This window comes from Paraliobacillus salinarum (assembly GCF_014083865.1).
In the GTDB taxonomy this organism is placed as follows: domain Bacteria; phylum Bacillota; class Bacilli; order Bacillales; family Amphibacillaceae; genus Paraliobacillus; species Paraliobacillus salinarum.
In genome coordinates, this window is the sequence record NZ_JACEFA010000004.1 from 82,572 (window position 1) to 96,313 (window position 13,742).

General features: G+C 37.6%; 12 protein-coding genes. 3 read left to right on the plus strand and 9 right to left on the minus strand.

Features of this window, described 5'->3' with window-relative positions:
• Window positions 1–643: 643 nt before the first annotated feature.
• The 3 genes from HP569_RS05860 (at window position 644) to mnmH (ending at window position 3,654) form a co-directional block, all read left to right on the plus strand.
• Window positions 644–1,402 carry a glycine betaine ABC transporter substrate-binding protein gene (locus tag HP569_RS05860; RefSeq protein ID WP_246366957.1) on the plus strand — a complete coding sequence of 253 codons (759 nt, stop codon included), beginning with the start codon at window positions 644–646 and terminating at the stop codon, window positions 1,400–1,402.
• Between the two features lie 170 nt (window positions 1,403–1,572).
• Complete coding sequence (selD, locus tag HP569_RS05865; RefSeq protein WP_182200233.1) at window positions 1,573–2,616, plus strand: selenide, water dikinase SelD; 1,044 nt, start codon at window positions 1,573–1,575, stop codon at window positions 2,614–2,616.
• A 15-nt stretch (window positions 2,617–2,631) separates the two neighbouring features.
• Window positions 2,632–3,654, plus strand: coding sequence for a tRNA 2-selenouridine(34) synthase MnmH (gene mnmH / locus HP569_RS05870; protein ID WP_182200234.1), 1,023 nt, complete (start codon window positions 2,632–2,634; stop codon window positions 3,652–3,654).
• A gap of 52 nt (window positions 3,655–3,706) precedes the next feature.
• On the opposite strand, the gene HP569_RS05875 is transcribed toward mnmH, so the two are convergent.
• The 9 genes from HP569_RS05875 to HP569_RS05915 form a co-directional block, all read right to left on the minus strand.
• Complete coding sequence (locus HP569_RS05875; RefSeq protein ID WP_246366939.1) at window positions 3,707–4,627, minus strand: DMT family transporter; 921 nt, start codon at window positions 4,625–4,627, stop codon at window positions 3,707–3,709.
• 241 nt (window positions 4,628–4,868) lie between these two features.
• A complete protein-coding gene (codA, locus tag HP569_RS05880; protein WP_182200235.1) occupies window positions 4,869–6,131 on the minus strand; it encodes a cytosine deaminase in 1,263 nt (420 codons plus the stop codon).
• A gap of 3 nt (window positions 6,132–6,134) precedes the next feature.
• On the minus strand, window positions 6,135–7,388 hold the full coding sequence (codB, locus tag HP569_RS05885) for a cytosine permease (RefSeq protein ID WP_182200236.1): 1,254 nt from the start codon (window positions 7,386–7,388) through the stop codon (window positions 6,135–6,137).
• Window positions 7,389–7,695: 307 nt separating this feature from the next.
• The gene (locus HP569_RS05890; protein ID WP_246366941.1) at window positions 7,696–8,808 is read right to left on the minus strand and encodes a DUF1648 domain-containing protein; all 1,113 of its coding nucleotides are present in this window, start codon (window positions 8,806–8,808) and stop codon (window positions 7,696–7,698) included.
• Between the two features lie 3 nt (window positions 8,809–8,811).
• Window positions 8,812–9,255 (minus strand): GntR family transcriptional regulator, encoded by a 444-nt coding sequence (locus HP569_RS05895; protein ID WP_246366943.1) that lies wholly within the window; start codon window positions 9,253–9,255, stop codon window positions 8,812–8,814.
• 489 nt (window positions 9,256–9,744) lie between these two features.
• Window positions 9,745–11,211, minus strand: coding sequence for an ABC transporter ATP-binding protein (locus tag HP569_RS05900; protein WP_246366960.1), 1,467 nt, complete (start codon window positions 11,209–11,211; stop codon window positions 9,745–9,747).
• A gap of 14 nt (window positions 11,212–11,225) precedes the next feature.
• A complete protein-coding gene (locus tag HP569_RS05905; RefSeq protein ID WP_425501827.1) occupies window positions 11,226–11,990 on the minus strand; it encodes an ABC transporter permease in 765 nt (254 codons plus the stop codon).
• Between the two features lie 74 nt (window positions 11,991–12,064).
• Window positions 12,065–13,039, minus strand: a complete 975-nt coding sequence (locus HP569_RS05910; RefSeq protein WP_182200358.1) for an ABC transporter permease — start codon at window positions 13,037–13,039, stop codon at window positions 12,065–12,067.
• A 19-nt stretch (window positions 13,040–13,058) separates the two neighbouring features.
• The gene (locus HP569_RS05915) at window positions 13,059–13,736 is read right to left on the minus strand and encodes an ABC transporter substrate-binding protein (protein ID WP_182200239.1); all 678 of its coding nucleotides are present in this window, start codon (window positions 13,734–13,736) and stop codon (window positions 13,059–13,061) included.
• Window positions 13,737–13,742 lie beyond the last annotated feature (6 nt).

Here is a 13,742-nt window from a genome sequence, read left to right on the forward strand (position 1 = left end):
TTTGAATTAGCACCTATTTCGGTCATTAGCACTTATTCTTCAACTCGCTTTGTTCGAAAACACCTCTTCAGTTGAATATCTATTACTACAGTGACATTATTCTACATAAATTAACATATCCCTTCCCTTTGACGATTTAATTTTTTAACTTGGACAAGTCCGGGACTTAAAATTCCACCTCTATCTTAATATACCTTCCTCTTTCAGCTTGGCGAAATGGGACATAATATATTCAGATAAGAAAAGGAGGGATCGTTTAAGATGCCAACAAAACCTATGACTGAAAACTTAGCCAAAGAATTACTTGAAAATAAAAATGCATATTTGACTGCAGAGGGACAAAGGATATTAGAATCTATAGTAAAAAAGTAGAATAGCCTTCTCACAAAAAAACATCCAATGAGTCCGCTCATCTCGCTTATTTGCTTAAATAATAATTTTCTAATATAATAATTTCTTATATTGTTTTAAAATAACTTACCACAGAGGAGCATTTATTATTTTTAAAAAACAGAGCTACAAAAACAAATTTACTATTTTAATCTTAGTAGGATTTGTACTGTTACTTTCAGCTTGTGGAACAACTGAAAACGACAATACAACAGAAAACAATCAGAGCACAGACGAAGTAACAGAAATATCTATTGGACTTGACCCTTATGATTATGCCACGGTACCTGCGTATTTATCTCAGGTTATCCTAGAACAAGAAGGATATAATGTAGAGATTGAAGAAGCGGATGTTGGTATTCTATATGAAGCATTATCGACACAAGGAATTGATGCTTTTATTGATGTTTGGCGCCCTAATTTACATGAATCTTATTTAGAAAAATACGATGATACCTTCGAAACAGCAGGTACGATTTTCTCAGATATGCCTCTTGGAATCGCTGTTCCGACGTACATGGAAGATATTAATTCTATTGAAGATTTAGCTAAAAATGCTGATTTATTCGAAAATGAAGTTTATGCTATTGAACCAGGTAGTGGGATGGCATTAACAACAAACGCAATGATTGAAGATTACGAAATGGATGAATTTGAGGTCAAAAATAGTACAACTGCAGCAATGTTAACAGAAGTACAAAATTCGATTGACGATAAGGAGCCAATTGCTTTTAATGCTTGGCGTCCACACCCGATGTTTGTTCGATTTGACATTAAATTTTTAGAAGATCCACGTAATTCTTGGAAATTAGATGATATTGAGATTGGTGTAACACCTTCATTTGAAGAGGATTCACCAACTGCACATACCCTGTTCTCTAACATGGATTTAGATATTGACATGGTTGAACAATGGTTAATTTCTATTGACGAAGGTAAAACACCAAGGGAATTAGCAGAAACTTGGGTGGAAGAAAATCCAGATACTGTTGATCAGTGGTTAGAAAAATAATCTATGAAAAATCATGTCGTACACCCTACGGCGTGATTTTTTTATTATTTCTATAGAATTTCGAAACAAAATTATATCGCACTATTAGATAGGGGTCTATTAGTGGTAAGATTAATAGTATACTTCATAAAACAACAGCATTATATTAAATGAAAAAAGGATGAGCGAGCATGGAAGAAACAATTAAACTCACTACATTAACTTCAAAGGGAGGTTGCGGTTGTAAAATTGGCCCAGCAGATCTGGATCAAGTACTTCGACAGCTCCCATCAACCGAGAAGAATCCTAATCTAATTGTCGGGCTTGAAACAGGGGATGATGCTGGTGTATACAAATTAAATAACAACACAGCTTTAGTTCAAACCGTTGATTTTTTCACACCCATTGTAGATGACCCTTATGATTTTGGACAGGTTGCCGCCGCTAATGCCATTAGTGATGTATACGCAATGGGCGGGACACCAATTACCGCTTTAAATATTGTTGCATTTCCGATTGCAAATTTAGACAAATCGATTCTCTCAGCTATTTTACGAGGGGCAAGTGATAAACTCCAAGAAGCTGGCGTTACTTTAGTTGGCGGTCATTCGATTGATGATCAAGAACCAAAATTCGGTTTAGCTGTCACTGGAACTGTGCACCCTGATAACATCAAAACCAATGCAAACGCTCAGGTTGGAGATCAATTAATTTTAACAAAGCCTATTGGTGTTGGAATTTACACCACATCACTTAAAAGAGAGCTATTAACAAAAGAAGAAATAGCAACGGTCACTAAAGTGATGGCTACATTGAATAAAGATGCTTCGGAATTAATGCAAAAATACAATGTCCATGCTTGTACTGATGTCACTGGCTTTGGATTACTTGGACATGCAACAGAAATGGCGCAGGAAAGTAAAAAGGAAATTACACTACATTATAATGATATCCCGATGCTTGCCAGAGTTCGCGAGTTAGCAGACGCTGGCGCGATCCCTGGTGGTACAAAAAATAATTTAAATCATGTAAAGGATAATGTTACTTTTTCAGAAAAACTCGACCAAATTGACCAATGGATGCTTGCAGATGCTGTAACGTCTGGCGGATTGCTATTAGCAGTAGCTAAAGAGGATGCCGATGCGCTTCTTAACGAACTACATCAAAACAATATCGAAGCAGCTCAAATTGGTGAAATTACGAAAGGAAAGCCCGGTCATATTCAAGTAAAATAGGAAGTGAAATAAGTTATGTTTGAAGATATCAAACCAGAAGACTTGTATCAAAAGAAGACAAATCAAAAACATACGATAGTAGACGTTCGTTCACCGAAGGAATTCGAGGAATCAACCATTCCAGGAAGTATCAATATCCCTCTCTTTTCAAATGAGGAGCGCGCAGAAATTGGAACAGTATATAAACAAGAAAGTCCTGAGATAGCAAAACAAAGAGGGCTTACCCTTTTTTCGAAAAAACTGCCAGATTTTATTGCAGCTTTTCAACAACTGGATACACCAATTACCGTTTTCTGTTGGCGTGGTGGCATGCGTAGTAAAACCGCAGCGACTATGATTGACCTGATGGGGATGGAGGTTACCCGTTTAGCAGGAGGCATCCGTGCATACAGGGAATGGGCAGTTGATTTTTTAAATACTTTAGACTTCTTACCGGAGCTTATTGTATTAAACGGACATACAGGAAATGGGAAAACAATTATTCTAGAAAAACTAGCGGACGAAGGATATCCCGTTATTAACCTCGAAAAAATGGCTGGTCACAGGGGTTCTATTTTTGGGCAAATTGGATTAGAACCTACCAATCAACGGACATTTGACTTTTTATTATTAGAAAATTTACTTGCTTATAAGCAGAAACCTTTTATTCTAATTGAAGGAGAAAGTAAACGAATTGGTAAGGTATCACTACCAGAAAAGCTCTATCAAAAGAAAGAAGCAAGTAGACAGCTGTTTATTGAATTGCCAATCGATCAACGGATCAAGCATATTTTAGAAGATTATCAACCTTGGAAAAGTCCTGAGAAATTCACGGAAGCTTTTCGTATTTTAAAACGACGAATTCATACACCAATTGCTAAAGAAATTGAGCAACATCTGGAAAACAATGCGTTTGAAGCAGCAGTAGAATTACTATTAGTACATTATTATGATCCTCGTTACGATTATGCGTCAGCTTATCCAGCCAACCAACAAACATTGATAGAAGCACAACATGTTGAAGAGGCGATGGAAAAAATTAAACAAGAAATCCAATAACGGTTTAAATCCCAATTCTACCATATAAAAAAACGCCGAGGCAGCCACATGGCTACTTCGGCGTTTTTCGATAGTTAACGATAACGATACCTATCGCAACCATCACAATCGCACCAATAATCATCACATTTAATTTTTCTCCAGGGATAAATATCGTTGATAATAACACTCCTGATACCGGTACAATAAACTTATACATCGTAATTTTACTAGCTGGATGATACTTTAATAGTGAATACCACAAAGCAAATGCTGCCGCTGATAAGAAGGCTGAATACAATAACAATCCCGTTCCAAGCGGTGTAAACTGTATCGCATCCGCTTGCAGTTGAGGAAATCCAATTCCAAGCAGCACGATTGCTCCTAAGCTTAGTTGCCAGCCTGTTATTGCAAATGGATGAATACCTGACGCTAGTTCTTTTGCCATAATTGTTGCAATAGCACTCGTTACCCCTGCCATAATCATATATCCTTCACCAGTCCATTCAAAAGTTAACTGAAAAGACTCTCCCCAGTTCGCTAAAACAATTCCAAGGAATCCTGCTGTAATTCCGATTAATTTTCTCCAATTCATCCGATCATTTTTATAATAAAAATGTGCTAATAATACCGTGAAAAATACACCACTTGATGAAAGAATTGAGCCTTTCATCCCAGACACAACTGCCAATCCATTATAGAAAAAGTAATATTGTAGTGCTGTTTGGATCACACCTAATAAAACTAGGACGAGCAATTGTCTTTTGGTCACTTTGATTCGCTTCGCATCCATAAATGCCAGCCATACAAGGACCATGATTCCCGCCAGTAAGAAGCGGATACCAGCAAACACCATCTTAGCAATCACATCATCTGGTGCCATTTGTAGTTCACTGTAACTTATTTTTAATACGGGAAAGGCGCTTCCCCATAAAACTGAACAAAAAATAGCGATCGCAATTGCTATATGCGGCTTCATTAACAATTTATTCAAAACCTGTCATCTCCTCATTCTGTCTACCATACCGTTTATATTCATAGAATATCCATTCGGATAAACTATATTTTAATAAAAACTCCACTCAACGACGTTCCGCCAAACAGACAAAATCAATCATATCAAAGAAGTAAAGAATAAGAAAGATTTCTGACTTACTATACATCCATTTAAAAAACTAGCTACTTCTAATCATAGAAGTAGCTAGTTTCATTTCATTTATTTCTTATGCGACCTTTTATCTTTCAAAATCAATTTCTATTTCTTTATCTAAAAATACAGCTGCTTCTTTTGGCTTTGTTTCTGCTAATTTCTTACCATTACGATACGACGCTAGCACTTCTGCCTGCTTACGAACGGCATCATAACGATTTGTTGCATTTAGAATAATAAAGTTTGCTGGTTTGCCTACTTCAATGCCGTACTGATCTTGAATATTTAGTGTGATCGCACTATTATCCGTAATAAAATCAAAGGAGTCTACAATTTGTTGATATCCCATTAATTGAGTCACATGAATTCCCATATGCAACACTTGTAACATGTTGCCTGTTCCAAGTGGATACCACGGATCAAAAATATCATCATGTCCAAAACAAACATTTAAACCAGCTTCGTTCAATTCTTTTACTCGTGTAATTCCACGGCGTTTTGGATAATCGTCAAAACGTCCCTGCAAGTGAATATTTACTAGTGGATTTGCTACAAAATTAATATTGGACAGCCCTAATAATTTCATTAATTTTGACACATATGCACCATTGTAGGAATGCATAGCGGTTGTATGACTAGCTGTTACTTTATTTCCTAAGCCACGTTTATAAGCTTCTAAAGCGACAACCTCAACAAATCGAGATTGCTCATCATCAATTTCATCACAATGAATATCGACTAAACGATCATATTTTTCCGCCAAGTCAAAGGCAATCTTCATTGATTCAACACCGTATTCTCGCGTGAACTCAAAGTGTGGAATACCTCCAACTACATCTGCTCCCATTTTTAACGCTTCTTCTACTAATTCTGTCCCATTACCATTTGGATAAGATAGATACCCTTCTTGCGGGAAAGCAACTAATTGGAGATCAACATAGTCTTTCATTTCTTCTTTTACTTCTAACAATGCTTTCATAGCAGTAAGGGATGGGTCACATACGTCAACATGTGTACGGACATGCTGAATCCCTTGAGCAATTTGCCACTTCAACGCTTTTGTCGCCCGTTCCTTCACATCTTCAACGGTTAATGACTTTTTACGTTCCGCCCATGTAGCAATGCCTTCAAACAAGGTGCCACTTTCATTCCACTTTGGCTCACCTGCAGTTAATGTCGTATCTAAGTGGACATGCGGTTCAATAAATGGCGCACTTACTAGTTTTCCTTTTACATTGATTGCATCCTCTACAGGTTTTGCCGCTTCAATTTTAGCAAATTTCCCATCTTTAATATGAATATTCCAATGTCCTTCTTTTTTCGGTAATGCTGCGTTTGTTATAATCAAATTTTATACCTCTTTTCCTAATGCCAACCCTTTTTCCGTATTTACTACCTTCTCTAATACTAATGTAAGACCAACAAATAATACAATTGCACTGAAAATACCATTTAACGGTGGAATACCTGGTAGCCATTGTGCTGCCGCGAACCCACCTACCCAAGCAATGATTGCTGGCCAACGAATTGCTTGAAATGTCATTTCTTCTAATGTTGGATATTGCCCTTTTCTTAGTATGAAAAAGTCTGCTAAAACAATTGCGCCGATTGGTGGTAGCGCACCGCCTAGTAATGTTAACCAACCAACAAAGTTATTAAATAACCACACCGAAAAGATCGTTCCAACTATTCCATTGAAAATCACCATCTTGCTTTTCTTTATTTTTGTTATATTTGAAAATCCTAAGCCAGATGCATACAAAGCATTATCGTTTGTTGTCCAAATATTTAAGCCTAAAACAATAACTGCCGGAACAATTAATCCTTGGACAAACATCACTTCCGAAATATCGCCTAATCCAGTAGAAATAGATCCTACAGCACCAAATAAGAACATAAGCGTGTTTCCAATAAAGAAAGCAAGAACCGTTGTAATGACAGCCGTTCTTTTTGTTTTTGCAAAGCGAGCAAAATCTGGTGTTAATGTTCCACCACTTGCAAATGACCCAACACAAATCGTTAATGCAGCCGCCAGACCAATCGATGCTTCTGGTTGATAAGCGAATAACTCTGCCATACCGCCTAAATCACTAACCGCAATTCCAACCGATACACTTCCGAGAATTGCAATTGCTGGTACTGCAATAAAACTTAAGATAGCTAATGCTTTCATACCAAAGAATGCAGAGCCAGTCATCACAATCCCTGAAACAATAATTAATGTCAACATATCTATTCCTGTAACCTTATGAACTGGTACAGCAAACATCGCCAATCCGACACCAAACCACCCTACTTGTGTTGCACCTAATAGAAACGACGCTAGATAAGAGCCTTTTTCCCCAAATGCATATCTAGCAAGTAAATGCGTGGACAAGCCCGTTTTCGCTGCCATATAGGCAAGCCCACCTGTATATAAACCAAGAATTAAATTACCAAGTAAAACAATCCAAATAAATTGTTTCATGCTTAATCCAAGCCCTAATTCTCCTCCAGATAACATACTCGCTGAGAAAAAGGTGAAGCCTAACATGACAACTAGCATTTTAAAAAAACCATTTCGATATGATTGAGGTACTGCCTTTAGTGAAAATTCTTTATCCATTCTATCTTCCTCCTTGACTGGTTACTGGTACCAGAGCCGAGCAGGTTTTTTGATGATAGAATCGATTACGCGTTGTATATTCTTCTCAATAAAAAAAGCTTCCTGCCCGACCGACAAGAAGCTTTTGAAAATAGACACACACATGTATAACGATACACCTGTCGTCTATTCTCAAATCCGTTATCCTTGTCAGCCTCACGGGACTGAATTAAAGGTACCAATATTTAATTGAACGTATTATCTCAAGATTACTTCGGTTTGTCAATGTTAAAAAATCTCAGCTTATTGATCTCGTCTATATCTGTGACTATATTAGAAAAGAGAATACTAAAATTATTACAAGCGGAAGAAAAATAACAAAGTACCCAATTGGATTAGCAAAATTTAATGTCCAGCCAATACCGAATCGTTTTTCTACAAACACAGATGGGTCGTTACGGTTAAAGTAAAATAACCCGCCTTTCCAATACTGATCATCATCTACACTCTCAGTTTTATTATGAGATGAATGGTCAAGTACCAGAGTTCCTTCAAAGTCAGAGTCCACTCTCCCTACTTTAACAGCTAAGATAAGGGCACCCGCCAATATAATCAACATAAAACCAATTGGTAGAAGGACAAGCAGCCCATTACTAAACAAGTCTTCGTATAAAAGATTTAGTTGTAAAAATGCAAACAATAAGGTCATTAACACATTCGTTACAAACAAAAACCAACTGGTGTATTTGCGTAATCGCAATTGACGTAATTTTGATGATTGAATATTACTGGCATTTATTTTAATACCTGATCGTTTCGTAAACAGGTTAATACTGAAAAACATCACTTGCAACATGATTAACATAATTGGTAGGTTCAACACTGACAACCAATCTTTATTCGTAAATGCATCTGGCATCCCGTCTGGACCCCAATGTATCGGAATTTGATTTGGTAATTGATCAAATAAATTACCCGACAAAATAATCAACATGACTGCGATCACCGCGGGAATTAAATGAACATACGAAGGTAGCATTTCATCTTTTGAACGAGCGGTTAAGTCCGCAACCCGTATTTGCTTTACCTCACCAAACCAATTCTTTTCTTGTTTTAAGTGAGTCATTTTATAATGAAAATAGAAATAAAAGGACAAACCCGCTATTAAAATAATAAACGGAGCAATACTTCCTATAAGCACCAGTTGAGTTTCACTAACTCTACCCGTTTGACCCCAAGTGAAAAAGCCAACAATTGCTGCTATTGCAACTAGCGCTGTTAGAATCGCATAAACCTTTTTGTACTGCATCACCTTAGGGTGCTGTGCTTGCTCATATGGGATGGTTACCCCAAAAACAACCGTGCGCTTCACAAAGAATGGTATTCCAATCTGAAATAAACTAATAAACAGGATGGTAATAAACAAAATAGTAAATTCCATCATTTAATCCTCCCTTACAGTAGAAATTATGTTTGTAATTAACGTGTGTATTTTTGTTTCATCCATACCACTTAATAATGCTTCAACCACCATTGGTTTAAACTCACTAGACAGATGTTCAAGGCGTTGGGTGGTTATTTTTTGATCTTGCGCTTTGATGACAGCACCTTTTTTAGCTACAATTTCAATGATCCCTTTTGCTTCGAGATCATGATAGCTTTTATTTACCGTGTGCATATTTACACCAAGATCCCCCGCTAGCGCTCGAACGGACGGTAAAGTATCCCCTGTCGACAACTCTCCACGAACAAGGCTCTCCATAATCTGTGTACTCAATTGCCTATACAAAGGAATATCCAATTCACTATTTAAACAGATCACAACTACCTGCCTCCGATCTTTATTTTTATCTCTATCTTTCACTTTATTTTTATCTCTATCTTTCACTTTATTTTTGTTCTATATTAAGTATAACAGATCTGTTCTATATAGTCTATAACACATTTAGTTGTTCGCTGTTTTTTTCTAAAACGAATGTCCTGCCAATGATATGTAATGTTAAATAGAGCTATCAATCTATATTGCTATCATTCTAAGTGACCGAGATGACGAATTTATGGTGATAACGGGTTCTTAGAACTGCTTTAAGTTACCGTTCGAGGCGATTCATACTGATAACAGGCACTTAAAACGCCCCTATGTTACCATTTGAAGCAATTCATACTGATAACGGGCGCTTAAAACGCTCCTAAGTTACCGTTTGAAGCAATTCATACTGATAACGGTCACTTAAAACGCTCCTAAGTTACCGTTCCGTCCAGTAAATGAATAAAACGGTAAGTTACAACACACAAAAAAGGAGGTTAGCAAGTGCTTCACCTGCTAACCTCCTATTTGATACAATAGAAATAACATGCTGTATGTCTTTCACTACTTTTATCTAAATTTAATGTCATTAAAATCAATGATGCGATGACTAACTCGTGATAATAAATGATAATCATGGCTAATAACTAATGCACCAATTTTTCGTTGCTTAATCACCTTTAAAAGCATATTCCAAATTTCTGCTTGAGTAATCGCATCATGCATCGTTGTGATTTCATCAAGAATCAAATACTCGGTTGCATCACTAAAAGCACGAGCAATAGAAAAACGTTGTAACTCGCCACCTGATAGCTCACTAGGCCAGCGCGTTAACCATTCTTCACGAATACCCAGATTGGAAAGCATCTCTTCGTTTAATACGCCGCTTTCCCGAAGTACCTTTTTCATAGTCCATTTCGGGTTAATTGCCTGTTCAGGGTGCTGCCATACCATTTGAATTGGATTTGCTTGAGTCTTTTGTTTGGCCGTTTTGTCGATCGTTACCATTCCGCTATTCGGTTTTGTATAACCGGCAATAATTTTTCCTAACGTTGTTTTTCCAGCACCACTGTCACCCATCAACCCCACAATTTCGCCTGGGTGAATATCGAACGAGATGTTATCAAAAAGTGGTGTTCCGTTATCTAATTTATAGCTTAGATTTTGAATCGAAAGCTTTTCGCCGGGATCTACAGCGGATTCTGCATCACGACTTTGCGCTCCGACTTTTGCAGAAGGATTAGCAGAAAAATGATTTTGAGGAAGTGCATGCCACAAGGATTTAGTATAATCTTTTTCTAACCCTTCCCCTTCGCCAGTAAATGCTTTAGCATCAACTGCTTCAATGGTTTCTCCTTGATTCATAATTACAAAGCGATCTGCCACCTTTAACGCTGTATCAATATCATGCGTAATAAACATAACGCCTTTTCCATCATCCGCCATCCCTCTGATAGAGCTTATTACATCAGCAAGGGAACGTGCATCTAGTCCGGGTATGGGCTCATCTGCAATAATTAAATCGGGATTACCAATTAGTGTAATCGCAGTCAACACCCTTCTTGCCATTCCGCCAGATAATTCAAATGGATAGTGCTTGTCTACATCATCACGCAAATTAATTTTTCGGAAAATTTCTTGTTGTGCTGTCTTTCTATTATTCACTTTAGAAACAGATTGCACTTGTTTTCCTATTTTCATTAACGGATCTAATGCATTAACGGACTGCGGAATCAAAGAAATCTCTTTACCTCGAAGCTGCAATTGCTTCTCGCTCGTAAGACGTTCCCCTTTGTAATAAACGTCTCCCGTAGCAATCGCATTTTCAGGAAGGATGCCTAATACTGCATCAGCAAGCAAGCTTTTTCCCGATCCACTCGCCCCAATTACAGCAACCACTTCTCCTTGTTTTATTGTCATATTTAATTTTTTAATGACCTGCATTTTCTGTTCACGCAGTCCTTTTTTATACACACGAAAGGAAAGTGCAAAATCTTTTACTTCTAAAAGAGGAGCTCTGTTTGTTTCATTTTTCATTACACTCAATGACCTTACATTCCTTTCTGTCCATGAAACGGATCGACCCATTTACATAAACTTTGTCCTAATAAATCAAATAAACCAACCATGATTAATAACGATAGACCTGGGAATACAGCAAGCCACCATTTTCCAGTAGACAAATAGCGCATGGATTCCGATAAAATAACACCTATCGCTGGTTGCTCAGAAGGCAATCCAAATCCTAAAAAGGTAATAGATGCTTCGTGTAAAATAGCATGCGGAAATAACAACGTAAATCCTATAAATAACTGTGGTAGAAGATGTGGAACAATATGATGCTTCCCTACCCACCAACGTGATTTACCTAGTTGCTGAGATACGCCTACATATTTAGCTGTTTTTATTTGAAGCATTTCTGATCGTAATAAGCGGGTTAAGCTAGGCCAATGTGTCAAAGATAGACCAATGATTACACCTTTAAAACCTCCACCAAATGTGAAAGAAATTAAGAGTAACAAAACAAGGTGTGGCACACTGAGGAATAAGTCAACCAACCACGTAACCATTCGATCGGTTGTTTTATTCCATGAAGCAAAAAGTGTAAGTAATAATGCGATTACTGAACTCGCTAAAGCAGCAACAATACCAACACCAAAGCTTAGCGTTAACCCTTTAAGTGTTCGTGCTAACATATCTCTTCCAAGCCAGTCCGTCCCAAACAAGTGAGCTAGCGACGGTTCACCATTCATTTCTCCAGGATTAATTTTCAATTGCCCTTCACTAATAAATAGTCCAGAAAAAATCATTAACATTAACATTACAATGGAAAAGACTATGATATAGAAGGTGCGTTGCCTTAAACTTAAATTAAACCGTTGACGCCACATCACAATTCACCCTTTCGAATCCGCGGATCAACCACTTTATATAAAAGATCTGCTATAAAGTTTCCAGCGAACACAAAAAGTGTACTACATAAAACGATACCTAGCAGTAAAGGAACATCTCCACCAAGTCCAGCTTCTACAACTGCTTGCCCTAATCCTGGATAAGAGAAAACCTGTTCAGCAAGAACCGCTCCACCGAATAACTCTCCAAAAGAAGAAAAGTGAAGGGAAATAGCTGGTAAGGAGATGTTACGTAAACCATGTCGCCAAACTAATTTCGAACCAGATTCACCTTTTGCTCTTGCAAAACGAACATAATCACTATTCAACACATCAATTAATTTTTGTCTCGTATGCAGTGCAACGTTGGCTACACCTACTACACTTAACGTTAATGCAGGTAAGATGAAGTGCCTCAATCGTTCTATAAATGTGACGTCATCAGCTAGAATGCCAGCTGGTGTACTCAGCCCAACTGGAAACCATCCAAGTTGTACGGCAAATAGCATTAATAACAATAAGCCCAACCAAAAGGCAGGAGTAGATGCAAGCGTGAAACAATAGCCTTTAATGATTCTATCAAGCCATGTTCCTTCCTTCATCCCTGCTACAATCCCTAAAATAAAGCCGAAGAGGCCTGAAAGCATCCAGGCCACACTCATTAGCGCTAATGAAGCAACAAATCGTTCGGCAATTACTTCAGCCACGGGAGCACGATAGATCAGTGACGTTCCCATGTCTCCTTGTAACAAATGGGTACCCCAGTTAAAAAATTGTTGCAAAACAGGCTCGTTTAATCCCCAGTATTCCGCAATATTTTCTCTTTGTTCAGGGCTTACACTAGTCATGTCTGCACCTATATAAGACCGCACCGGGTCAATCGGTGAATTACTCACCAATATAAATGACAATGTACTTACAGCCAGTAGCAGTAATATTATTTTAAAAACATTTTTAAACAAATAAACACCCATTTGTTTGATACGCAATATTTTAGCCTTCTTTCCAATGCCACTGTTCGATCGAGTCTGTTAGCGGCCAACCATGTCCATGTGGTTGTATTTTTTGGTCGCCAATTTCTAAATCCTCATCAACAAAATACAAGTGACCAAGGTTAACAAGCCATACCCACGGAACGTCTCCTTTACCAGAGAATCCTGTTTCGCCATCCCACTGTGCTTTTTTCCAATAGCTATAAGCCTCTTCTTGAGATGTAGCATTTAATGCTTGCTCCATATAATCATCGACTACTGGATTAGAATAATAATTTGCATTGTAATAACCAATACCTTTCGTATTACTGCTATACAGATTATATAACTCTAACGGTGTGTAACTTCCCCAGCCCATCATAATAGGTTGAGAATACATCACTTTCTCTATTTCATTCCAGCTCAAACCTTTTGTTTCTACATCAATGCCAAGTGGCTTGATCATTTCAGCAAAAGAAATAGATAATGATTGACGAATTTGATCTCCAGCAGGGTAAACAAGTTGAAATGCTGCTTGTAATCCATCTTTCTCTCTAACACCATTATCGTTCATTACCCAACCAGCTTCATCTAACATATCCTTTGCTTCTTCCATTCTATCATCTTCTACAACAACATCCTCATTCCACCAAGGAAGTTTGTCTGCAACAGAATAAGCTGGTGTACCAAATCCTTGCACAACCCC

Excerpts from the sequence above, each read along its gene's own strand:
- codB (WP_182200236.1), bottom strand. The coding sequence starts at position 7,388 with ATGGATAAAGAATTTTCACTAAAGGCAGTACCTCAATCATATCGAAAT.
- mnmH (WP_182200234.1), top strand. The coding sequence starts at position 2,632 with ATGTTTGAAGATATCAAACCAGAAGACTTGTATCAAAAGAAGACAAAT.
- HP569_RS05905 (WP_425501827.1), bottom strand. The coding sequence starts at position 11,990 with ATGTTAATGATTTTTTCTGGACTATTTATTAGTGAAGGGCAATTGAAA.
- HP569_RS05890 (WP_246366941.1), bottom strand. The coding sequence starts at position 8,808 with ATGGAATTTACTATTTTGTTTATTACCATCCTGTTTATTAGTTTATTT.
- HP569_RS05910 (WP_182200358.1), bottom strand. The coding sequence starts at position 13,039 with ATGGGTGTTTATTTGTTTAAAAATGTTTTTAAAATAATATTACTGCTA.
- HP569_RS05900 (WP_246366960.1), bottom strand. The coding sequence starts at position 11,211 with ATGAAAAATGAAACAAACAGAGCTCCTCTTTTAGAAGTAAAAGATTTT.
- selD (WP_182200233.1), top strand. The coding sequence starts at position 1,573 with ATGGAAGAAACAATTAAACTCACTACATTAACTTCAAAGGGAGGTTGC.